General features: G+C 39.0%; 14 protein-coding genes. 11 read left to right on the plus strand and 3 right to left on the minus strand.

The window, feature by feature from the left end:
• Nucleotides 1-175 precede the first annotated feature (175 nt).
• Nucleotides 176-1522 (minus strand): D-serine ammonia-lyase, encoded by a 1347-nt coding sequence (gene dsdA, locus AC1Z3T_RS08590; RefSeq protein WP_151804981.1) that lies wholly within the window; start codon nt 1520-1522, stop codon nt 176-178.
• Nucleotides 1523-2244: 722 nt separating this feature from the next.
• On the opposite strand from dsdA, the gene dsdC reads away from it, so the two are divergent.
• The 8 genes from dsdC (at nt 2245) to AC1Z3T_RS08630 (ending at nt 12512) form a co-directional block, all read left to right on the plus strand.
• On the plus strand, nt 2245-3174 hold the full coding sequence (dsdC, locus tag AC1Z3T_RS08595; protein ID WP_004828576.1) for a DNA-binding transcriptional regulator DsdC: 930 nt from the start codon (nt 2245-2247) through the stop codon (nt 3172-3174).
• 434 nt (nt 3175-3608) lie between these two features.
• Nucleotides 3609-5879, plus strand: a complete 2271-nt coding sequence (locus tag AC1Z3T_RS08600) for a TonB-dependent receptor domain-containing protein (protein ID WP_483396577.1) — start codon at nt 3609-3611, stop codon at nt 5877-5879.
• Between the two features lie 67 nt (nt 5880-5946).
• Nucleotides 5947-6753, plus strand: coding sequence for an EF-hand domain-containing protein (locus tag AC1Z3T_RS08605; RefSeq protein WP_151798443.1), 807 nt, complete (start codon nt 5947-5949; stop codon nt 6751-6753).
• 408 nt (nt 6754-7161) lie between these two features.
• The gene (locus tag AC1Z3T_RS08610; RefSeq protein WP_046761051.1) at nt 7162-7653 is read left to right on the plus strand and encodes a sigma-70 family RNA polymerase sigma factor; all 492 of its coding nucleotides are present in this window, start codon (nt 7162-7164) and stop codon (nt 7651-7653) included.
• A 1-nt stretch (nt 7654) separates the two neighbouring features.
• Nucleotides 7655-8626 (plus strand): FecR domain-containing protein, encoded by a 972-nt coding sequence (locus tag AC1Z3T_RS08615; RefSeq protein WP_199936416.1) that lies wholly within the window; start codon nt 7655-7657, stop codon nt 8624-8626.
• Nucleotides 8627-8697: 71 nt separating this feature from the next.
• Nucleotides 8698-9276, plus strand: a complete 579-nt coding sequence (locus AC1Z3T_RS08620) for a biliverdin-producing heme oxygenase (protein WP_151798445.1) — start codon at nt 8698-8700, stop codon at nt 9274-9276.
• A 4-nt stretch (nt 9277-9280) separates the two neighbouring features.
• Entirely contained in the window at nt 9281-9745 is a 465-nt protein-coding gene (locus AC1Z3T_RS08625) for a YbaN family protein (protein WP_151798446.1), read from the plus strand.
• Between the two features lie 76 nt (nt 9746-9821).
• A complete protein-coding gene (locus AC1Z3T_RS08630; RefSeq protein WP_483396578.1) occupies nt 9822-12512 on the plus strand; it encodes a TonB-dependent receptor domain-containing protein in 2691 nt (896 codons plus the stop codon).
• Between the two features lie 131 nt (nt 12513-12643).
• Here the strand turns inward: AC1Z3T_RS08630 and AC1Z3T_RS08635 are convergent, their stop codons facing one another.
• Both AC1Z3T_RS08635 and AC1Z3T_RS08640 read right to left on the minus strand, forming a co-directional pair.
• A complete protein-coding gene (locus AC1Z3T_RS08635; RefSeq protein WP_139420523.1) occupies nt 12644-13639 on the minus strand; it encodes an SUMF1/EgtB/PvdO family nonheme iron enzyme in 996 nt (331 codons plus the stop codon).
• A complete protein-coding gene (locus AC1Z3T_RS08640; protein ID WP_483396579.1) occupies nt 13636-15318 on the minus strand; it encodes an arylsulfatase in 1683 nt (560 codons plus the stop codon). The genes AC1Z3T_RS08635 and AC1Z3T_RS08640 overlap by 4 nt, the downstream gene beginning before the upstream one ends.
• A 304-nt stretch (nt 15319-15622) precedes the next feature.
• On the opposite strand from AC1Z3T_RS08640, the gene AC1Z3T_RS08645 reads away from it, so the two are divergent.
• From AC1Z3T_RS08645 to AC1Z3T_RS08655, 3 genes are all read left to right on the plus strand, one after another.
• The gene (locus AC1Z3T_RS08645; RefSeq protein WP_419320751.1) at nt 15623-19210 is read left to right on the plus strand and encodes a type VI secretion system Vgr family protein; all 3588 of its coding nucleotides are present in this window, start codon (nt 15623-15625) and stop codon (nt 19208-19210) included.
• 62 nt (nt 19211-19272) lie between these two features.
• Nucleotides 19273-24093 carry an RHS repeat-associated core domain-containing protein gene (locus tag AC1Z3T_RS08650; protein WP_228153667.1) on the plus strand — a complete coding sequence of 1607 codons (4821 nt, stop codon included), beginning with the start codon at nt 19273-19275 and terminating at the stop codon, nt 24091-24093.
• Between the two features lie 294 nt (nt 24094-24387).
• Complete coding sequence (locus AC1Z3T_RS08655; RefSeq protein ID WP_151712873.1) at nt 24388-25140, plus strand: tetratricopeptide repeat protein; 753 nt, start codon at nt 24388-24390, stop codon at nt 25138-25140.
• The last annotated feature ends 83 nt before the right edge of the window (nt 25141-25223 follow it).

The following is a 25223-nucleotide window of genomic DNA, read 5'->3' on the forward strand; positions in this document are numbered from 1 at the left end:
GAATTTATTTGAGTTGTATTTATTGTAATTGGATAAATGCTCAAGTGCTTCGGGTAAATGAAGGAGTTATTTAATCAATCTCAAAAATAATAAAGGGGGGATATCCGATAATGAAATCATGGATCGAATATGCCCCACATTGTGTGCTCAAATCGAATGATAAAGAACGGTGGTACTAACCTTTATCGTTTAAAGCATGTGCCTCAGCCAAATACTTTTCCATCTCTTCTTCAGGAACCATACCTCCGCCAGTTCCCCAAATAATATGATTGGCATTTTTGAATTGTTTTTGACTAAGCTGATGGAGCGTTGCATAGTTTTGCTGTTGATGGATCAAAATTGGTCCAAGCATGCCTGCCAGTGCTGAAGGTTCCAATTTCAGTTGTTCAGAATCATTGAGCAGCCCTAACAAGAGATACATGCTTTCATCGCTCAATGTATAAAACCCATCCAGCAATCGTTGCATGGCACGTCCAACAAAACCCGATGCTCGTCCAACCGCAAGACCATCCGCGGCAGTGATATTATCAATGCCTAATGCTTGAACTGATATTTCATCATGCAACCCTGTCGCGACACCAAGCAACATGCATGGTGAATGGGTCGGCTCAGCAAAAATACAGTGCACATGATCACCAAATGCCATTTTTAAACCAAATGCGACACCACCCGGACCTCCACCTACACCACAGGGTAAGTAGACAAATAACGGATGTTCTTGGTCGACAAGAATATTTTTTTCATTTAATTGTTTTTTTAAACGTTGTCCAGCAACCGAATAACCTAAGAAGAGTGTTTGTGAGTTTTCATCATCAATGAAAAAACAATTTGGATTACTCTGCGCTGATTTTCGACCTTCCTCGACGGCGACACCATAGTCTTCGGCATACTCAATTACCGTCACATTGTGCGCGCGTAATTTATCTTTTTTCCATTGGCGTGCATCTGCTGACATATGTACAGTTACATCGAAACCAAGTTGAGCACTCATGATTCCAATCGAAAGACCTAGATTTCCTGTGGAGCCGACAGCAATACTGTATTGGCTGAAAAAGGTTTTAAATGTTGGGCTAGCCAGTTTTGTATAGTCATCTTCATACGTCAATAACCCTGCTTGAATGGCAAGTTTTTCAGCATGATAAAGTACTTCATAAATCCCACCCCGTGCTTTAATCGAACCCGAGATCGGGAGATGGCTATCTTTCTTTAGCCAGAGTTGTCCTAGTATTGATTGCGCATAATGTTGTTCTAATCGTTGTTGCATATTTGCAATGCTTACCAGTTCTGATTCTATAATGCCTTTGGAGGGCTTTGTTTCTGGGAAGGCGTGCATCAAATAAGGGGCAAAACGAGTTAAGCGGTCACTGGCATCATCTATATCTTTTTGAGTCAATCCAACATAAGGCAGACCCTCTGCAAGTGATGTAAAATTTGGATTGAACCATATCGTTTCTTTTAACGAAATGAGATCAGCAACAATAGGATATTGAGTGATCAATTGGTGAATATGTTGAGCATCCATAAAATTATTCCTGAGATCATCTGTGCAAGTCGCCATAGATCAGTCAATCGTTTTCAATTATCTTGCACTTACTTCGAAATCACTTCCGTAGCATGTGCTTGTGTGATCAAGTTTTGATGATTGGGCTATTGAAGTTAAATTTGAAAAATCTGTCAAACGAAGAAATTTGATCTATGCATTAAACTCATTCATGTGAACAGTGAACACATTGGGATGATGTTTTGTAATCAATCTGCGAAAAACTAATAGAGTCAATATAATTTCTAGATCAATAAAATTGATGCGATAGATATTTTATTTGATGATATAAAGCTTGTAATGCCACGCTTTATAGCTAACCTTTAAATCGATTTACGTAGACGATACTTCACTTTGATCAATCCATTTTTAGTAGAATCGTATTCTTGCGCTGCAAACAACGCAGTGCTTTGTTTTTGCTTATTTATCCCCGCTTAACATGGCGACATTCAAGTCAGCTCACGATAGCAAGACCATCTATGATTCAAAAGTGAAAAATATACGAATCATCCAAAGTTTCTAAAAATTCGTATAAACGATATAGAGTTCATTTGGAATAAATGATTAATATCAAATCACTGGTATGAATAATCAGGAAGTTTGACTATATTTTGATTTTAAATCAATGCTGTATGATCAATGTCGGTCACCAAACAGGATCAGCTATTGCATAAAAGTTTAATTCAAGGTCTAAAGGAAAATGCATGAACAACGCACATAAAAATCTAACGGGTTTTCAACTTTCCAAGCTTTATACATTCGAAGTTGCAGCGCGGCATGAATCTTTTGCTTTGGCAGCAGAAGAACTGTTTTTAACACCGAGTGCTGTGAGTCATCAAATAAACCAGTTAGAAAAAGAACTCGAGATCAAACTGTTTTTACGATTGCATCGTAAAGTGAAGCTTACACCTGAAGGAACACGGATTCTCGATGCTTTACAGTATTCTCTAGATGTATTAAATAGTGAAATCAATGCATTAAAAAATCAGTCTTTGGTTGGTGCTTTGACCTTATATGCAAGACCATCAATCGCACAGTGCTGGTTATTACCCCATTTGCCTGATTTTGTTCAGCGTTATCCCCATATTCAACTTTCAATTTTGACAGGTAATGAAAATGTGAATTTTCAGCGTACTGGAATTGATCTTGCCTTGTATTTTGGTCATCAACCTTCTACTCAACTGAATTATCAATATTTAATGGATGAATCAATTATTCCTGTATGCAGTCCTGAGTATGCTGAAAAGATTAAATTGAACAATAACTTAGAGAAGTTAAAAGATTGTACATTGTTGCATGATTGTCAGGCATGGAGTAATGGCACAGGAACAGAAGAATGGAATAGCTGGGCACAACATTTTCGCGTTCCTATAGAACATCTAGCTCAGTTAAGTTTTGATCGTTCTGACCTTGCATTGACTGCTGCAAAAAATCATTTAGGGATGGCAATGGGACGCAAAAAATTAATTGAAAATGACTTAAAAAATGGTGTGCTGATTATGCCATTTCAAAACATGGAGTTGAAATGTGAACAGCATTATTATCTCGTTTCATTAAAAAATAATGTATTACCCAAAGTCAAAGCGCTTACTGATTGGCTATTAGAGCTTGTGAAAAAACAATCAACCCATTGAAGAACAGCGAGCAATAAAAAAAACATTGAGCAGAAAATTCGAATTTGCGCCAAGCAATTTTATTGTGATTGTGTGTTAGATTCATCGGCGATACTGCCCAAATTCCGAAAAATATGCTGGTTTTACATCCTGTTGATGTTATTTTTAATGTTTAAATTATGGTGATTATATTTAAATTATTTTAAATAAAATGTTGTTTTGTTTAGCATTTATGAATGATTAAAGTGAAAAAATTGAGTGACTTATCTTTATTTTGAAGTTCAAACATAAAAAATGCATATTGTAAATAATAATCTAATTGATTATTATTCTCATTTATTAAGTTGTGTGTCTATTTGTAATTCGTATGGGATTAAGTTTTCTACGATGGGCTAAAGCAAAAATACACATGGTTAATGATTATCAATATCATTTTAATAAAAGGCTTCTCCCGCATGAATGCAAATCCTTTTGAACTTTACCAAACCGCTCAGTCTCACCGTTTGGAGTTAAAACCGCGTTATTTATCATTATGTTTGTTTGCATTGATGGCAGCAGGTGCAAGTTCAGGCAGTTTTGCAGAAGAACATCGTTTAGAAAAATCCAAATCTGATAATCAATATAATTCTTTAGCTACGATTACGGTTTATGCACAGTATGAAAATGACGCACCTGTTAGTCGGACATCCATCAATCGAGAAAACATGGATCAAACGGGCGTCACAGACATGGCGGGTATCGTGAAATATTTACCCTTGGTAAATGCGCCATTTTCTGTTGGAGGGGGCGGAACATTTTTTGATGGAACTGGAACCAGTAGTTATAACATCCGCGGTATAGATGCAAACAGAATCGGTTTGGATGTCGATGGGGTTGATTTAGCAGATGCTACAGTGAGTACTTATGTACCACCAAAAAGTATGAGTAAACGTGGTGCTGGTCGAGATTATATTGAGCCAGAAATGTTCACCACAGTAGATATTGTTTCAGGCACAACTGATGTTTCCACAGATGGTATCGGTGGTCGAGTTTCATTTAAAAATAAATCACCAGAAGATTATTTGGTGAATGGTAAAACAGTCGCAGGGACAGTAAAAGCAGGTTATAGTTCTGCGGACCAAGCGTGGTTATCATCCGTCACTGGGGCTGTAGGTAATGATGATGTTAAAGCACTTGTTGCCTATGCACATCGTGAAGGGAATGAAACCAAGCCAAACTCAAAAACTCCAGCATTTCCATCAGATTGGACTTCAGATGCGGTGCTGACACGTTTATTGTGGAATTTATCAGACCAACATCAACTGAACTTTACCGCTGATTATTATAAGAAAAAAACTGATACCAAGGATATTGCTGCAAACTTATTCTCTAATTTTAAAAGTGATGCGAGACAACACCAAGATATTGATCGAACACAATTCAGTATCCTACATACCTATAAACCAAATGATTTCCAGCTTTTCGATCAACTGAATAGCAAAATATGGTATCAGGAGTCGAATAACGATACCGCGACCGCCTTTATGAACAGTGCAACGGTTGCACGTGATTTTTCAACAACTTATAAAGAGAAAAATACCGGCTTAAAAATAGATGCTAAAAAAGAGTTTAAAAATCAAAAGCTAAAATATGGTCTTGCTGCAGATAAGAAAGAATATGCCAGTACTAAAGTTGACTTACGTAATGGTCAAACCATTTCAAGCATTTATCAAGGTGGTTATCTCTTAAACTCTGAATTGAAACGTTACTCTGCTTATGCGTCAGATGAGTTTAGTCTAGATGTGCTGGGACGTGATTTAATTTTAACACCTGCTGTCCGTATAGAGCGCCAAGAATTTAGACCTGAGATCACGTCTTATAGCGATGTTCAGGCGAAAGACTATAATTATGTATCTCCGAGCTTTTCAGCCAGCTATCAATTTACGCCAAGTAATTATAGCTATTTAAAATATTCGAGAGGCAATCGAATCCCATCTCCAACAGAAATTGGCGGGGTGTATCAAACCACACCTGGAAATCCGAGTTATATCGTCATTGGTAATTCGAACTTGAAAAAAGAAACCAGTGATGCATTTGAATTGGGTTTAAGAAATACATCAATTGATGGTATCAAATTTGATGTGACTGGGTTTTATACCAAATACAAAGATTTTATCGACTATTACAACTATGGAACGACTCCACAATATCCTTATGGTTACTACAGAGCTGAGAATTTAGCTGATGCACAGATTTGGGGAGGTGAACTGTCTACACGTATTGATTTAGGACAGTTTATCCCAAACTCTGATGGCTACAGCTTGGCATTGGTTGCGGGTAAAACCAAAGGATCAGCAAAAAATAAAAATGGCGGCAAAAGTGGTGTGAATTCGGTTCAACCAGAAAAGGGAAGCTTGACGTTTGCTTATGATGATCCGAATAAAGTATTTGGATTAGGGATGACAGCTACAGCAGTTGGCGGAAGAATGGCAACTAAGGACGTCACGTCTTATCAGGATGATATTAAATATCAAAATGTAGCAGGTTACACCGTTTTTGATTTGTCCGCTTATTGGAGCGTCAACAAATTCACCAAGCTGAATGTCGCCTTCAATAATATCTTTGATAAAACGTATTGGGACTATGCCGCAGTCGGTACGCTTACCGGCGCAAATCAGGCAAGTATCATTGACCGTGCTGCAGAACCTGGTCGTAATGTCGTTGCAAGTATTGAATTTAAATATTAATTTTTTTTAATCACCTGCTAGAAAGTTTTTTTTAATCCAGCAAATACGTATATTTAAGGATATAAACATGAAAAAATTGGCACTCTTGATTGCAACGATCACAGCAATGACCAGTTCCGTATCAACCATTGCTGAAACAGTAGAGCAAGCGGATGTTTACCAGCAGGCATATGCACTGTATATGCTTTATCACTCCAACAACAAAGACCAAACGACTCCAAGTTTGATTAAACAATATCCTCAAGATTATGTTGAATTGTTTAAGGGAAATAAAAAAGTTACGCAACAGCAGTTTGTTCAATTTGAGCAAGCACGCTTAGAGCCCTTGCTTAAACAGCGTCGTGAAATGTCTGAAAAACAGGCGCATGTACGTTTCGGTATTTTGGATAACAACAAAGATCAAAAATTGACCTTGAAAGAATTTCAAGAAACGGGTCTAAAAACCTTCAATCAGTTTGACAAAAATCAGGATGGTTTGATCAATGCTGAGGATGCAAAATTATCAGACAACACTAATGCAACTCATGATGGTTTTAGAGTGAAATTACCGATTTCGATGCCTATGCCAAGCAATACACAAGAATTCATTACACAGTATGGTCAAGGGAAAAACTATGTCACGCTTGGAGATTATTTGACTGCTCGAGATAAGCAATATTTTGCCACCGATGCTAACGGTGATCATATTGTGACTGAGAAAGAATATGTTGATGAGTTTATGCAACGCTTTGACCAAAACATAGCATCAGGAAAACTCAAAATGCAGGAAACCGCAGCGCAACAATTCCAAGCCATCAGTAAAGGTAAAACCACCATCCAACATGCTGATCTTCAACAGTTCGCTAAAAAACTGAATCAATCCATTCGTCAATAAGTCATTATTTTGCTCAGCCATTTTCGAATGGTTGAGCAATTTTGTATAAAATTTCAAGTAATTGATAAATATAAATATTTTACTTTTTTCTAATGCGTAGTCAAAAAAATCATTTGTATGAATAATTAGCCGGTTTGACTAGACCTCTTTTTGATGAGTCATTTATGCATATGTTTTCAGCTTTTCCTATCATTAAGTTTTTCTATTGATTCGGCATAAAAAGTTGTTTAAAAATTCGCTAAAAATCAACAAGTGATTAAGCATAAAATAACAAATTCAAAGTTCTTGCAAACCTAAGCCCATCATTAAAATGCTTTACATAAAAAAGGCGGGAAAATCACAACAGGGGTCACTATTTTCTAATTTTTTTGTTAAGATATCAATAATAATTCTCATTCTCTTTTAAGTATGTCTGACCCTATTACTCAGCTTTATCGCCACCATCACTCTTGGTTGTATCAATGGCTAAAGCGTCGTTTGAATCACAGTGAAGATGCTGCTGATTTAGCCCATGATACTTTTGTGCGCATTTTAAAACGCAAAGATGAGTTATATTTTGATCAGCCACGTGCAATTTTAACAACCGTGGCAAAGGGGATATTGATTAACTGGTATCAACGTAAATCAATTGAAAAAGCCTACTTAGAAGAGCTGTCTGCAAGTCCACGCTTTGATGAGATTACACCTGAGCAAAAGTTGTCAGCTATAGAGTCTCTTTGCTTGATCAACCAATTACTTAATCAATTGCCTGAACGTCAACAACAGGTATTTGTATGGTCGCAATTAGATGGTCTCACCCAACAAGAAATTGCCACACGCTTAAATGTTTCAACACGAACAGTGATGCGAGATTTAGTCACAGTATTAAGTCAGTGCTTAGCTCTGATGGATGAATGCTGAGATGAAGCATCAGCAAATTTATCAAGAAGCTGCAGAATGGATTATCAAAATTCAACAAGCCACATTAAATGAAACGGAACAAGCTGAATTTGAGCAATGGAAAATGCAAAGTTCAATGCACCAAGCTGCATGGTCTAAGGCAGAACGTTTGTTAAACGGCTTATATACCTTTCCCGATGATGGACAAAAGCTCATCGTCCAAGCCAATAAAAAAGCCCAATTTAACATGAGCAAATTATTCATTGTGGTGGGTTTATTTGGGTTTGGCAGTATGTTGCTTTGGAATACAGACTATAAGTATCACTGGCGGGCAGATTATAGTACCTCTGTTGGTCAACAGAAACAGGTTGAACTTGAAGATGGAACGCAACTTCAATTAAATACTCAAAGCGCAGTAGATGTTCGTTATACCGCACAACAACGAAGCTTGTATTTGCATTATGGTGAAATACAAGTCCACACTGCCCAAGAACAGAATGCTCATTATCGTCCATTCTTTGTTAAAACCGAATCAGCAAATTTACAGGCGCTGGGCACAGTATTTAATGTTCAATATTTAAAGAATAATGAAAATAATACCTGTTTGGGCGTCATGGAAAGCGCCGTCAAAGTCAGTTTAAACCGCTCTAAACAAACTAAAACAGTGCATGCTGGTGAGCAAATTTGTTTTGATGAACAGCATTTTAATACCGTGCAAAAGCTTGATCCAAACGTTTTGGCTTGGAAAAACCAAATGGTGATGGCTTTTGAAATGCCTCTGGAACAATTGCTGAAAGAAGTTGCTCGTTATCAGTACCAATATGTTGACATCGACCCAGATCTAAAATCTTTAAAGGTCTCGGGTTCATATCCTGTAAACGATTTTAGCACCTTAAAAACAGCACTTGAATTAAGTTATCCAGTCAAAGTTGAAGGGTATTTCAGTGATCATTTGCTGAGAATTCAAACGAATCGTGAAAAAACTAAAAAATAATCGAAAAACAATGTCAGTTTTTCAAAACATAACGGGTAATACAGTTAAATCACCGAAATTGGAGAAATTTTATGACCGCTTCATTCGCATTAAACAGTCTTGCACTCCGTTTAAAAAATGAAACCGCCAGCCAGCATGAATATATGCACCAACTGATGGAACAGGCACAGGTTTTTAAAGATGTTGAGCATTATGCTCAATTTACTTTGGCACAATACTATTTTCAAAAAAATGTGGAAAATGTATTCGACCTTGCTGAGGTCGCTGCATTGATTTCTGATTTAGATATCCGTGGACGTTCACAGTCAGCTTTACTGGATTTGCAGGACTTAAACCAGCAAGTCGAGTCATTAAAATTAATGACGGAAGGTATTGGCTTTGCTGAAGCCTTAGGTTGGATCTATGTTTCAGAAGGTTCGACTTTAGGTGCAGCCTTCTTGTTTAAACAAGCACAACAACATTTGGGCTTTTCAGCTGAATTTGGTGCACGCAATTTGGCGGCTTATCCTGAGGGGAGAGCAAAAGTTTGGAAACATTTTATTGCTGAGCTAGATCAAGCAGAACTTTCTCAACAACAACAAAATCAAGTTATTGAGGGTGCTCGACAGGCATTTGATTATTTCGGATTGTTATTGAAAAACATCCATTAAAGCAATGAAGAAAGTTCTTTCGCTCTTTGATCACCATTCGTCTAAACGCAAAAGCCGAGTTCAGCCTTTGGACGAGCCTCAAACTAAGCGGATACATTCATCTCATTTAGTCAGGATCATCTGTGTGATCTTGGCTGTTTTATGTATTTTTGCCGCGATTATCGGTGTGGTATTGCCTGGCATTCCAACTTTTGATTTTCTTTTTTTAGCTACTTTTTTTGCCTCAAGAGGCTCAACGAGATTACATCGTTGGCTTCATCAAAACCGTTATATGCGTCTTTTAATGGCGCAGTATCAGGGTGGTTTTAAGCACATTTCACGGTCACGCAAGTGGATGATGATCGTGAGCATGGTATTGGCTGTAACGATGTTGCTTCTGTCTTCGTTACATCTGCATCTTAAACTCAGCATATTGGCAGTGTTAAGCCTGTGTTTGTTTTGGATCTGGACCCGATCAGAAAATAAATAATTTTTTTTGTCATATTTTTAAAAGTCACTGGGTAATGATTATTGAAAATGAAAATCATTCACAAGTAGGCGTTCATATGAAGTTTAAAAAACAAAGCTTGGCCGTTTTAATACAATGCTTATGTATTGGTGGTGTTTATGCACAACTGACTCCCAATGTCGCAGCATCAACAAAAACATCCTCTGAAAAATATTATCAAATTACAGGCAATCAGTTGGGTTATGTATTATCCACTTTTGCTGCTCAATCGGGTGTGGTGCTGAGTTATGATGCAAATATGCTCAAAGGATTAAAAAGTAAAGGAATTACAGGGTATTACAGTGTAAAGAATGGTTTTGATTATTTACTGGCAGAGCAACCTTATCAAGTTGAAAAACAAGGTGCGACTTATCATTTGATGCCTAAATCTACGGTTGCAAAACGAGTTATAAATCATAGCCAAAGCATTAAAAATCAGCAGATGGCTTTAGATTCGTCTGATACTGATTATGTCAAGCTTGCACAAATCAAAGTCAATGCTGAACTTTATCAAGATAAGGTCAATACAATCCAACTCAATCGTGAGCAAATTAGCCGCTTTCGAGGAACGGGGAATGGAGATGTGTTTTCGGACATGGCTGGTGTTCAAAGCAACAGCTTACGTAATGAAGCAGGCGCAATTGATATTGGCATTCGAGGAGTGCAAGGTGAGGGGCGTGTTCCTATTGTGATTGATGGAAGTTTGCAATCGAGCCACACCTTTCGCGGGTATCAAGGAGAAAGTGACCGTACCTATATCGACATGGATTTAATCAGTCAAATTGAAGTCGAAAAAGGGGCTTCTCGTGCCAAATTCAGTGTTGGTGGAATTGGAGGCATCGTTAAAATGCGTACCCTTAACGTCGATGATATCTTATTGCCTGATCGTCAATCAGGTGTGATGTTAAAAGGGAGTTTTTATAACAACAATAAAACGCCACATATCTCAGATAATGAACGTGAACAAATGTCTTATTTGCTACGCAATAAACTTTCTTCCAACAATTTCCAAAACGGCGCTGGAACAATTGCAGCAGCGTATCGCAATGATATATTCGATTTGGTTGCAGCGTATAGTAAACGAGAAGTAGGCAATTACTTTGCAGGTAAACATGGCATTGAATACTATCAAGATCGAGATATTGTCGATGTGGGGCCAGGTCAAGAAGTGGTAAATACCAGTTATAAAAGTGATTCAGGCATCATTAAAGCAGGTATAAATATTACAGATGAACACCGAGTTGAAGTGAATATGCGTCGTCACATGCAAAAGGCGGGTGAGGTGATGGCTGTTTACTGGAACAGATCTCAAGTGATTGATCCTAACTCGCCACCTTGGGGCTATATTGATGGTGAATATGTACTGCCTCAATATATTGAAGGTGCTTATAAAATGCCACAATGGTCGCTGGGTACAGCAGCAATCAATGCTTTTAGTGGAAATTATACCTATAAACCAAAGCACAACAATTGGATTGATTTAGAGTTAGGCATTTGGCATACCAACGCCAAGTACCGCCAACATAACGGTATGTTGGGTATGTTGAATGCAAGTTACGGTGATCAATACTGGGGAAGTTATCAAGATTATCGTAGCGGTATTAACTTAGAAAATACCAGTAAAATTGATGCTTTAACTTTGAACTATGGTCTGACCTACGATGAACAAAGAATGAAGCCACAAAACCTCATTGAGAGGGAAACTGCGCGAAATGGTTTACGTCAAGAGTCCTCTATTTTCCTCAACGGAGACTATCTTTTTAAGAACTATACATTGAGCTTTGGCAGTAAATGGCACAAGGCAAAAGTGAAAGATTATGGCGATCAGCATCGGGCAATGACCCCCGTCGCAAATTCAGACTTGACTGATAAAGGCTATGCGCTTCGTGAGTTTGACGGAAAAATAGATTGGATGGCACAACTAAACTATCAATTTATGAACGGTATTGATATTTATGGAAAGTTATCCAATACCTACCGTAGTCCAAGTTTATTCGAATCGACAGTATCCAATCAAACCTTTAGTTATGATCCTGACTTACCGATTCACTCAGAGAACGCACGCCTTGCTGAATTTGGCTTGATTGGAAAACGTGACAATCTTTGGGCTGAAAATGATCAGCTAAAATTCAACATTAATTATTTCCATAATCAAACCCGTGATTTTCTCACGCAAGGCGTACAAAAAAAGGATATTCCCAATCAGATTACTCCAGATTTTATTCTTCCCTACACAAGCTCTTATACATTCATCAATTATAAAGAAGTGGTCTTAAAAGGTTTGGAGTTTAATCTGGCTTATCAGCATCCAAGTTTCTTTACCAGTTTCAACGGCACATTATATCAAGCTCCTAAAGTCTGCCCAGCAAGCAAAAGTGATTGTAACGAAGTCGGGGATTCTTGGAGTTTAATCTCAACACGTTTACCACCACGTAAGATTTTTAATATCACCGTAGGTAAACACTTGTTGGAAGATAAACTGATCATTGGAGCGCGAGCGAAGTATCATTCTGAGAAGAAAAATCCGAAAGGCTGGTTGGCAGGTACGGGGGTGAGTGGTCGAGCCGTGACTGAGATTTCATCAGAAACCATCGTTGATCTTTTTGCCAGCTATAAGCTGAATCCAAATCTAAACCTTTCGTTTAATGTTGATAACTTAACCAACCGTTATAATTTTGATCCGGGTACAGTGATCGGTATGCCAATCCCAGGGCGAACCATCAAAGTCGGATTTGAAGCAAAATTCTAAATCAGTGTCGTGATCAAGCGCATTGTGGGCTTGATCACTATCATGAATTTGTTTTATCCATTCAAAACAGGTTGAGTCAGAAGATGGGTAATCTTTTTGACTCTATTTTTTTATCGTTGGAAATATTGTGTTTAAGGTGCACGTAAAACAGTTCTAAAGCCAACATGTGTCGCAGCCAAATCAAACTCCTGAGGGTAGCGACTGCTGTTGCGATAACGAGAACAAAAATTAGAAGCACATAAAAAAGAACCGCCTTTAATCACGTACTGAGTACCCGCAATACGCTGTTGACGAAGATCTGCATAATTCCCCATGTGTTGATCGTGTGCCCCTCGATAAATAGATGAGGTCCATTCCCAAACATTACCAATCATATCAAACAATTTAAAGGCATTTGCAGCATAACAGCCCACTGGAGCAACGCCTTCAAAGTGATCTGCTTGTGTGTTATTAAATGGAAATTCACCTTGCCAATAATTGGCTTGAGGGTGTTGATGTGCATCTTCTGGCGCTTGGTGTAATGGTGTATCTGTGGTCGATCCTGCTTTGGCAGCATATTCCCATTCTTGTTCTGTGGGTAAATCATGCCCCAACCAAACAGCATAATGTTCGGCATCATTTTGAGTGACATAGCGAACGGGTTCAGCAGGCAGCGGTGCTTGACCTTTAGCACCATTTGGACTTTTCCACGTATAGTCTGCTTTGAGTTGCCACCATTGTTGAGGCGTCTGCTTATTCGGAGAAAATACAGCAGCTTGATGCTGTTTTTCAGCATCTGTGATGTAGCCTGTTGCCTTTACAAAACTGGAGAATTGGGCAACGGTAACCTCCGTTTGGTCGATCCAGAAACTTTCAACCTGACGTTGCTTTTCTCCAAAATTGATTTCGTCTGGATAAGCTTGATTAGAACCGAGCTGAAATGAACCTTTGGGAATCCGTACCATTCCTGCGGTTGGGTTTTGCCCCCACGCCTCTGGTAAGCCTGAATATTGTTGGCATTGCTTTAATGTGCCAAGTTGAGCCAATTGAGTTTGTTGCTGTGGTGCAGGGCGATCAGGTTGTACCTTACTACAGCCTGCCATAAGTGACAGGCTACACAATAAAATGGGAACAGGCTGAAGCTTCATTGAATATTGTATTCCTTCACTCCATTTTGTTGGGTGTATTTGTTATATACCTCAATGAGTTCCTGTACTTTTGTTGGATTGTCCTGCGCCAAGTTTTTGGTTTCACCACGATCATTGTTTAAGTTATACAGTTCCCAAGTTCCTGTACCCAACTCAGCTTTGCCTTGTAAAGCAATTTTCCAGTCTCCTTGGCGAGCATATTTACTGCCATGCAGTTCATCCGCAAAACTAAATTGAGCTGGGCGAATCCATTGTGCTTTATTTTCTAGTACAGATTTCCACGAGTAACCACTTGGGGTATTAATTTGACGCCCTTTGTATTGACCCTGTGGAACAGCAATATTGGCATACTCCAACACAGTTGGGAAAACATCCAGTACTGAAGCAAAGCCATGATGAATTGCTTGAGCCTGAGTTTGGTTTGGAAGTTTTACAATGGCTGGCGCGGTGGTCGCCCCTTCACCTGCGGTGTCTTTCCATAAATGGAATGGCGCTGCACTGACTTCAGCCCAACGGGGACCAACATAGTGATAAGAGTTGGCTGTACCAACATTATTTAAGTTGTTGTCAAAACCTGACTCTGCACCATAGTTACCTCGGATAAAACCTTCAGCGCCGTTATCAGAAACAAAGAAAATTAAAGTATTGTCATATAAATGATTACGTTTGAGATATTGAATGACACGACCGATATTGGCATCCAAGTTTTCCACCATGCCCGCATAAATTTCCATTCTGCGTGCTTCTAAAGCCTTTTGTTCAGCGGAAAGTTCATTCCATTTACCATATTTTTGAGGGGCATTTTGTGTTGCAATCGGTTCAGCAGCCGTAAAATTGGCAGGAATCAGTCCAAGCTGTTTTTGTCGTGCAATACGGGCATTACGAATCGCATCATAGCCGACATCGTAAACGCCACGATAACGATCTCGATATTCTTGAGGTGCTTGAATTGGCCAGTGTGGCGCTGTATAAGCCGCATAAGCAAAGAATGGCTTACCTGAGTTTTTACCAGACTCTAAATAACTGAGTAGCTTATCGGTGAAATAATTGGTCGAGAAGAAATCATCAGGCAGTGATGAGATTGCAACTTGTTTGCCATCTTCGGTATAGGTGGCATTACGTTTATAGGCTGTAGGTGCTTGTTTAAAATGTAAATCCAAGCCTTGTAACAAAGTGAATGAGTGATCAAAACCTTTGGCCTGTGCATTGGTTTCTGGGGTTAAACCCAAGTGCCATTTTCCACTAATATAGGTACGATAACCATTGTCTCTAAGCACCTCTGCGATTGAAAGGGAACGTTCATTTAAATAACCTTCATATCCGGGTTGTCCTTTTAAATGCGCAGGGGTAAGTTCAGCCATCGCTCCAATCCCTGCCAAGTGATGATCAGTGCCTGAGATCAATTGTGAACGCGTCGGTGAGCAGGTGGGTGCAGTATGATAATCGGTTAAAATACGTCCTTCTTGGGTTAGTGCATCAAGGTTTGGGGTGTGGATTTCACCACCAAAAGCGCCTAAATCTGAATAGCCAAGATCATCCGCCATGATAAATAAGATGTTCGGTTGTTTTTGAGTTCCCACACTGCCATTGGATTCATTTGAATCACTGTCATTACAGGCTGAAATAGAAAGGCTGAATAAAGCAATAGAAAGTGTTGTAAGAAGATTTTTACCAGACATACGTGTCGACTTGATTTTATAAAAATTGAGCTGAGTTTAGAGGGTTAATTTTTACGGTAAAAATAATTAAAATTTGATTGTTAATCTTAAAAAATGAAAAGACTCAAAGTTCAGTCTAAAAATAAAATTGAAGGCACATTCTAAGATTCGTGATAAGGTGAACTTTTATTCCCTTTATTATGTTATGTAATTGAAACTTGAGAAAAACTCATCAATGTTATTGAGATAATGTAGACAGGTCTGTCTAGACTTTGACGCTATTTTTTAGTACACTACATCACAATCTAAAATCAAACAATAAACCATGTCTAACAATATTTATGTTGCTCTAGAGCAGTTGGGACTTACAGCGCAAAAGCGCGCCATACATTTGCAATTTTCAAATACCGCGCTCAATGATCAAGTTTTTCTTCAGCGCATTGAGGGCACACATCAGTTGAATGAGGGAATTCAACTGCAATTGATCTGTCTTTCGACAAATTCAGCAATACCTTTAAAGCAGTTTATTGGTGCTCAAGTCGCTGTTGATATCGTCAATGATCAATCCGAACTCAATCGAATTTCAGGGATTGTCACCCATGCAGATGCAGGCGCGAGTGATGGTTCTCTTTGCATCTATCGTCTTAAGGTTGAAGACCCAACCGCACTGTGGAAACATCGTAGAAATTCCCGTGTGTTTATGGCGAAGTCGGCTGTTGAGGTAATTCAAACCGTATTTCAGGAATGGGTGCAACGTAGCCCACTGTTTGCTTCAAGCCTCACTTTAGACAAGAGCGGACTGACCAAAGACTATGATGTCCGTCCATTCCTCATGCAGCAATCTGAAAGTGATTTCGACTTTCTAACACGTTTGATGAGAGCTGAAGGAATTAATTGGCTAATTGATGAAGCTCAGCTGAAAGTGCCGAATACAACTGAACAAATTCAAGCACAAAAGTTAAGATTAATCGATGATAACGCTCAATTTAGTGCCTTGGAACGCCGTAACATTCGTTTTCATCGTAGCTCCGCTGTAGAAGCGAGCGATTCAATCATTCATTTTACAGGACAACGTTCACTTCAACCGACCTCAGTCCATATTCAACGCTGGCAAGCCGATGTATTAGATACAGATGAAGGTGCTGGTAGCGTTCAAAGTAAACACAACCATAGTGAAAATTACGACAATGCTAGCCTAGGTTTAGAACAAGCATGGCACTTTAGCCCTGCATGGATACAAGATCTCAATGGAGAAGATGGTGCAACGCCATCGGGCAACAGTCAGGTTGAGCGCTTTAACCAAAACCTCAGCAATTACTATAATGTGCAAGCCAAACAATTTACTGCGATCTCGACAGTACGAGATGCGCAGGTTGGCTATCATTTCGAACTGAATGAACATCCAAGCATAAATCTAAAAGATACTGCTGATCGGCAATTTCTAATCATATCCAAAACCTTTTATAATCAAAATAATTTACCGAAAGACTTAACCAACCAAGTCGAAACTTTGTTAAAACAAAGTGATTGGCAAATCACCAATATCACCACAAACAATAGTGAGGAACGCCAAGCCAATACACTGACGCTAATACGACGTAATATTGCGATTGTTCCTGAATATAATCCACTGCAACACCGTCCGATCGCATCACCACAACGCGCTATTGTTGTGGGTCCAAGTGGCGAAGAAATCCATGTCGATGAATGGGGGCGCATCAAAGTCCGCTTTCTGTTTACCCGTAATGAAGACAATACGCATGATGGTGGTGCAGGCTCGAATGACAATGATACCGACTCGGCTTGGGTCGATGTGCTGACCCCGTGGGCAGGCGAAGGCTATGGGGCAAGATTCTTACCGCGTATTGGAGAGGTTGTTGTTATCGATTTCTTTGCGGGGGATATTGACAGACCATTCATCGTTGGGCGCATCCATGAAGGATATCGTCATCCAACTCAATTTGATGGCAAAGGCAAACTGCCAGATACCAAAAAGTTATCAGGGATTAAAAGTAAGGAATATCAGGGCAGTGGCTACAATCAGCTACGCTTTGATGATACTAAAGGGCAACTTAGCAGTCAGCTACAGAGTAGTCATGGCGCGAGTCAACTGAATCTTGGAAAGCTCAGTCATCCAAAAGATCAAGCAGAAAGTGATGATCGTGGTGAGGGCTTTGAATTACGCACAGACCAATGGGGTGCATTACGCGCAGGGCAAGGCTTACTGATTTCGACCTATGCTCAAGATCAAGCCAAAGGTGATCATTTAGAGAGTGAGATTGCCCAAAAGCAACTTGAAAGCAGTCAGACCAATAGTAAAGCTTTAAGTGATATTGCTAAAAACCAAAAGACCGATGAAATTGAGTCGATTGAGCAACTGAAAGCTTTTGCAGAAGCAATTGAAAAAGATATTGCCAAGTATAAAAAAGCAATCATGCTGTTAAGTTCAGCTGATGGCATTGCCCTGAGTACGCCTGAAGATATTCACCTTTCAGCAACAGGCATCATCAATCATAGTGCAGGCGACAGTATTAACTTCAGTACCCAAAAAAATCTGTTGGGACATGCGTTAGGAAAAGTGAGTTTATTTGCGGCACAGGGTGGCATAAACTTTATTGCGGCACAGGGTAAATTTAATATTCATGCGCAGTCAAATGCTTTAGATGTATTTGCCAAGCTTGGAATCACCATTTCTTCGACTGAAGACCGAATAGAAATCAGTAGCCCGAAAGAAGTATTGATTACTGGTGGTTCATCACAAATTGCATTGAATGGTTCAGGAATTTTCCCCAAAACAGGTGGAAAGTTCGAAGTCAATGCAGGGCAACATACCTTTAAGCCGGGTGCCAGTGTCAGTAAATCAGCACAACTTCCACCTTCAAACCCAATGAAAGGGGCTCTGGACTTACTGAAAAGTTATGGTGGAAAGGATTTCTTTAAGCAAACAGGCTTTAATGTCATAGATTCATTTGGCAAGCAAGTTTCTGGCAAATTGGATGGCAATGGTTTTGCAAAAGTGACAGGTATTGCACCTGGACCTGCCAAAGTTGAATTTGAAACCGATCCGCGAAGTGCTTGGAATCAAGGTAGTCATTTTAATCGTGATTATGCTTGGTCAGAAGAAGCAGTCGGTGGCGTCACTGGTTTTGCCCAAAATGCCTTAAAATCGATGGGACAAAATATGATGTCTCAACTTAAGGATAATTTGTTCTCACTGAATGGTGATTCCCTAAAAAACATGGGTAAAAATGCTCTAAAAGACCTTGGAACACAAAGTCTAGGGCAGTTTAAACAACAATTTACTCAAAGTGCATTAGGTTCAGTCTCTTCAGCAATGAATTTAAACCTGTCTCCATCTCAGATGATGAATGTTGGACAGATGATTTCCAATCCAAGTCAAACCTTACAAAACATTAAAGACCAAGGTATCGATTTCTTTAAAGATCAAGCTTCAGCTGCCTTCGCTCAAAAGAGCAGTGGTTTGTTATCCAACTTAACATCAGCAACAGGTTTCGGTTCGGGATTAGGGCAAGGCTTTGTCGCAGAATCTTTTGGCTCAGGTCAAAACCTTGCAGATACGCCTGTAAAAGTGGTCGATGATTTTGTGAAAAAGGACGAGTATTTTTCTCGGTTCTTGACGTATAGCATTACCACGCGCAAAGGCGAAGCATCTTCATCACCGAACATAGCACAGAGTATTCCTCAAACTGTAAGTCAGCCTTCACCGATCTTGACCCAGAACACTTCGCCAGTTTCACCCCCTCAAGAGGTGAAAAAACCGCAGTCGATTTATAATATGGATAAAGATGTGGTGCGTATGGATTTAGAAGAATCCCGTTATGTCACCAAACAAGTGACGGTACGCAAAACCACGCCTGAAGATCCAGATGTATATAGTGCACGCAATAAGTGATTGAGTATTTTTAGATTTTTCTTGATTGAAATTAAAAATTAAAACGTATTAAGGTTAAGCCCATGGCATTTATAGACAGTAAAAACCAGACCGCAGGGTCCAATACAACAGAAACATCTCGCACAGACAATACAAAGCCAGCAATTGAATTGGCAGTATTTAACTTAGCCAGTGTGACGCATACAGAAGACCATAAATTTATTGCGCATCAAATTCAGAAATACCTACAAGCATGCGGAAATACCAGTCTCGAACAAATCAAAGCTAGCGCCAATGTCCCGACAGTAGCCAACATTTTTGCATTGTCTGGTAGTGTGTTAGATCTGATTCTATTTGCCGCAGAACCCAAACAAGCTGATGCTGGTGTACAACAAGCAGCATTGTTGAGCATGAACTTAATCGGTTTATTTTTACAACCGAACACCGAAGCCCATGTGCGTATGGCATTACGTCCAATGTTGGGGTTAATGGCTGAGTGTTTATATCCAGCCAATGGCAAAATCAAAGAAGCCGACTTACGTCGTATGCAGTTGCACCTTAATGCACAGATGGCAGGTGATTTAGAAAAATTCCTACAAGAAACACAAGCTAAACTCACAGGCTTACTGTCCAGTGCAACAACACTGGGGTCTTCAATCTTGCAAGCCTTTACCACCAGTGTGGCAGGTGGATTGCCAAGCATTGCTTCAGCCGGTGCAACCGCTGAAAAGCGAGACCCCAGCCTACAATTTAGCAATTGGGCACAGCCATTGATTGATTTGTTGGGCGCACCCGCACAAGCAGACATGACTGCAAAGATTTCAGCGCCTCATTTAACTTTGCAAACGGAAGTTCAAAAAGCCGCCCCATTACTTGCTACAGCGATCCAACAACAAAGCAATGCGGGTACACGATATAGCCTAGCTTGGCTGATTCAAGAAACCCTAAACGCCATTCAAACACAGGGAAAAAAAGCCACAGCCAGCGTCCCCCTCAACCAAACAGGCGAACATGAACAACATATCAATGGTGATATTTTAGAGTTTGTGACCTTACAGCCTGATGCGTTAAATGATCCGATTTGTGCAACATTAATTGAAGATCAAAGCTCCAAAACAGAACACAGTATTAGCTATGCGATAGGTGCTGAACGGGTCAATCACGCAGACTTCTATTTACCTAAACTGGGTTTTGTCTTTAGCCGGCAATATAACTCACAGATGGATGAGTTTGACTACAGTATGATCGGTGCACGATGGATGATGCCTTTTTCCAATGTGATCATACACAACGCACAGGGCTACTTATTTATCGACAGCAATGGACGCAAACACCAACTACCAGCCTCGATTGTCGATGAACGCTATCAAGTTCCTTTTGAAGGTTTTAGTGTCGCACCCTATGAACAGGGAGATTTATTACTCAACTTTGGTTCAGACTGGAACTTCCATTTTCATAGTTTTAATGCTGGAAAACATTACCATCTGGTCCAACAATTCAATGAACAGACCGATGAAAAAGTCGTACTGACCTATTTATTATACGAACAATTTGCCTACTTGCAGGGCATCGATTTCCAATTGAAACGTGCCAAACATTTACTTAAATTTGCTTTTAACGAACAAGCCAAAATCATTGCTGCATTTGTTGATGAACAAGCACAACCCTTAGCACGCTATGAATACGATACACAGGGCAACCTGATCAAAGCCACGGATCAAAATGGGCATACGCGCAGTTATGAATATAACCAAGCCCATCAATTGACTCGCTATACCGATCGTACAGGGCGTGGACAAAACATTCGTTATGAATCGACCTCGCCCAAAGCCAAAGCGATTGCAGAGTGGGCAGATGATGGCAGCTTTAAAACCCGCTTAGAATGGCATCCACGCCTACGTCAAGTTGCGGTCTATGATGCCTATGATGTACCAACCTATTACTATTTCGACTTAGATGGTTTTACCTACCGTACCCGTTTAGCCGATGGTCGAGAAAAGTGGATTTCCCGTGATCGTCAAAAACGCATTACCCGACAAATTGACTTTACTGGGCTTGAAACCGAACAAGTGTACAATGACCAAGATCAATTGGTAAAAATAGTACAGCCGAATGGAGGCATCATCCTGTTTGCCTATGATGAAGCAGGCAACCTGACCGAAACCAAAGATCCTGAAGGCAATATCTGGAAGAAAGAATATGATGCAGATGGCAATGTCAGCAAAGACATTAACCCATTAGGGCAGACCACCCAATATAAATATAACAATGACAACCAATTGGTTGAAGTGATTGATGCCAAAGGTGGCTCAAAGAAAATCCAATATAACGACCTTGGGCAAATGATCTCCTATACCGACTGTTCAGGAAAAAGCAGTGCTTGGGAATATGATGAAGACGGAACACTGACAGCACAAGCTGCTGCGGATGCACAACAAGTCCAATATCTATATAGCACTCAAGGCAAAGACAAAGGACAGCTGCAAACCATCATTTATCCTGATGGATTAAAAGAACAATTTGAACACGATGAAGAAGGGCGTCTACTCAAACATATCGATAGCAAAGGCTTAATCACCCAATACCAATACAACCCAGTTGGGTTATTAGAACAACGCATTGATGCCAATAGACACCAAATCGGCTACCAATGGGACAAACAAGGTCGGATTCAAAAACTGATCAACCAAAACCATGCTGAATACTTATTTGATTATAACCGTTATGGGCAATTGATCCGTGAACAAGCCTTTGATGGAGAAGAAAAACACTTTAGTTATGATGAGAATGGATTCCTATCGCAAATCCGCCAACCGAATATTCTGACTGAATTTAGCTACCATCAGGGTGGAGCGATTGCATCAAAGACCTATACCCATCTGCAAACTCGACATCGTCAAGTTGAAGAATTTGAGTACAACTTAAATAGCCAATTGAGCAAAGCCAGCAATACAGAAAGCCAAATTGACTTTTATCGCAATCCACTTGGGCAATTGGTACGAGAACACCAACACTACAAAGTCCCGAATCTGCCTGCACTGAGCGCAGTGCTACGTTACGAATACGATGAATTGGGCAATTTGACTCAAACCATCCGACCTGATGGACAAGTCCAAGCCAATCTCAGCTATGGCTCAGGGCATATTTATGGCATTGCTTTTAACCAACAAGACATGGTGGCATTTCAGCGAGATGATTTACACCGAGAAACCACACGCTTGCTTGCCAATGGCTTGGTGCAAAACAAAAACTATAATGATATGGGCTTACTCAGTTCACAAATCATTCGACATGAACAAGAAACACTCGATCAGTTACAACAACCCCAATTACAACAAGCAAAACATCAAGCAGAACGACATTACCACTATGATAACAACTACCTACTGACTCAGGTGGATGACAGCCGATTAGGCAAATTAAGCTATCAATACGACCCAATTGGACGCTTAATTAAAGCGCAAAACCCGTATAGTTCTGAAAGTTTTAGTTTTGATCCAGCGGGGAACTTAATCGACCCGATTGCGACACAAACATCACAAGTCAAAAATAACCTGATCACCCAATATCAAGGCAAGCACTACAAATATGATGCGCAAGGCAATGTGATTGAAACCAGTCAATCAGGTCAAACATTAAAGCTGACTTGGGATAACCTCAATCGTCTGATACAAAGCGATCACAATGGTCAAATTACAAGCTATGGTTATGATGTATTTGGTCGTCGATTATACAAACACAGCCTCAATGACGCCAAAACAGAACATAGCTCAGAACTTACTTTATTTGGTTGGGATGGTGACTTGATGATTTGGGAGTCATACAAAACCAACTCCAATCAAGCAAACAAACAAGACTACACCAAACACTATGTTTATGAACCAGATAGCTTTGTACCGTTATTACAAACAGGCTATACCCGTTTTATTGAACTGATAGAAACACCTGATTATCGTCAATTCCAAGATGTCCCTTATTCGATTTATAAAGATCCAGTGTGGAAAACAGACACCCAAAAGAACAAAGCTGAATTGGAACGTGTTGCGTTTTATCACTGTGATCAAGTCGGTACTCCGCAAACTTTAAGCAACGAGTTAGGCGAGTGTATTTGGGAAATCAAACAGGATACATGGGGAACAACACAAGAAATCAAAACTGCAAATGAATCCAATCCACTTGAGCAAAGTAACCTAAGATTCCAAGGTCAATATTACGATAAAGAAACAGGTTTACACTATAACCGTTATCGTTATTACGAACCGTATAGTGCAAGGTATGTGAGTAAAGACCCGATTGGGTTATTTGGTGGATTAAATAATTCGGTTTATGTAAATGATCCAAATCAGTGGATTGATCCGATGGGGTTAAATGAATCACTCGGAAGTGCGATGAAAGATGCTTTTGTAGATAGAATACCCGGTTCACAAATACCGAGTAGATTAAAAAATAAACCGGGTGCAGTTCAAATGACAGATCGAGTTTTAACTGGTATGAATGCAAATGTCACTGCTGCTGCTTTAGTTGGAGTTAGTGCTTCAGCTTCATATGATGGAAATGGAAAGTATAGTGTGAAAGGTGGAAATACATACGGAATAGCGTTGGAAGCAACAACCACTAGAGAAGTATTGAATGCTGGTAATTTAAAAGATGGGAAATATTATGAAGCATGTGCAAGTGCAGGTGCAGGATTAGCTGTGAGTGTTTGTGGAGGTTATTCAATGAATGGTGGTTTTTATGGAAATATTGCCTTAGGTGTTGGGTTAGGGGCATCATTAAGTGGAGTTAGCGGAGAAAAAAGATCATATGACCCTTTAGCTCCGAAAACAGTAGTCGATCACGAACAGCTAAAAAGAAATCAACAAATGCTTCCACAAGGACCTTTAAATTTTGGGGGGTTAAGATAAATGTCGGATGGATTCATTTTAATTTTATTTTTATCATCACTGCTACTTTATGTTATTTTATTTTGTATAGTTCGATTTTATTTGTTTAAATATTTTACTAATAAAAATATTGCAATTGACTATTTGGATTTCAATTTAAAAAGTTTTCAACATACTAAGTATCTTTATAAAATAGTTTTTAAAGGTTTTGATAATGGAAATTTATATGCAAAAAGATTAAGATTTTTATATCTTATACAGATTTGTTTTTTATTTATTTTTGTTATTTCATTTTTTTTAATGTTGAGTTGATTTATGAAGTTGAGTTTTGTTTGTTTTTTTTTATTTTGGTCTAGTTTTTTAAATGCGCAGTGTATCAATATAGATGGATTAGATAAAAATAAAATAATGGAAATGAGTTTGTACTCTTTGCAAGGAAATGAAAATAAAATTGAAAAAAATATTGAAAATATGAAAGATGGGTATTATGTGAACTATTATTATGGGTATTCATATTTGATTGGAAAAAATAGATTAAAGGACTATGAACTTGCTAGGTTTTATTTGAGTAAGTCTGCTAATTATTGTTTTTCTCCAGCCCACTATTCACTAGGTTATTTGTATTATTTACAAGGAGATTTATCAAATGCTAAGAAATGGTTTATTTCAGCGAGAAATCTTGGAGATAATTTAGCTGCTCATCAATTGGGTACTATCTATAAAAATGAAAAAGATACAGGAAAAATGTTGGAAAATTTATTGTTTGCTGACAGTAATGGTTTTACACCTTCTATTACAGAGTTAGGAGTTATTTATTATGATGGTACTTTAGTTAAAAAAGATTTAAAAAAAGCATTTGATTACTTTGAAAGAGCTGCGAAAAAAAATGACCCATTAGCACAAAATAATTTGGGTTGGATGTATGAACATGCTGAAGGTACAGAAAAGAATATAGGAAAATCCGAATATTGGTATCAAATAGCTTCAGAAAATGATTTTAATTTAGCAACTGAAAATTTAAAGCGGCTAAAAAATATTATTAGTCAAAAGGATAATGTTACATTTTAGTGATAATATGATTCATATCAATATAACCCTGAAATCACTCGTTATGGTTATGATGTATTCGGTTATCGATTATTTAAGAAAAA

The sequence above is a fragment of the Acinetobacter sp. B-6 genome (genome assembly GCF_056930735.1).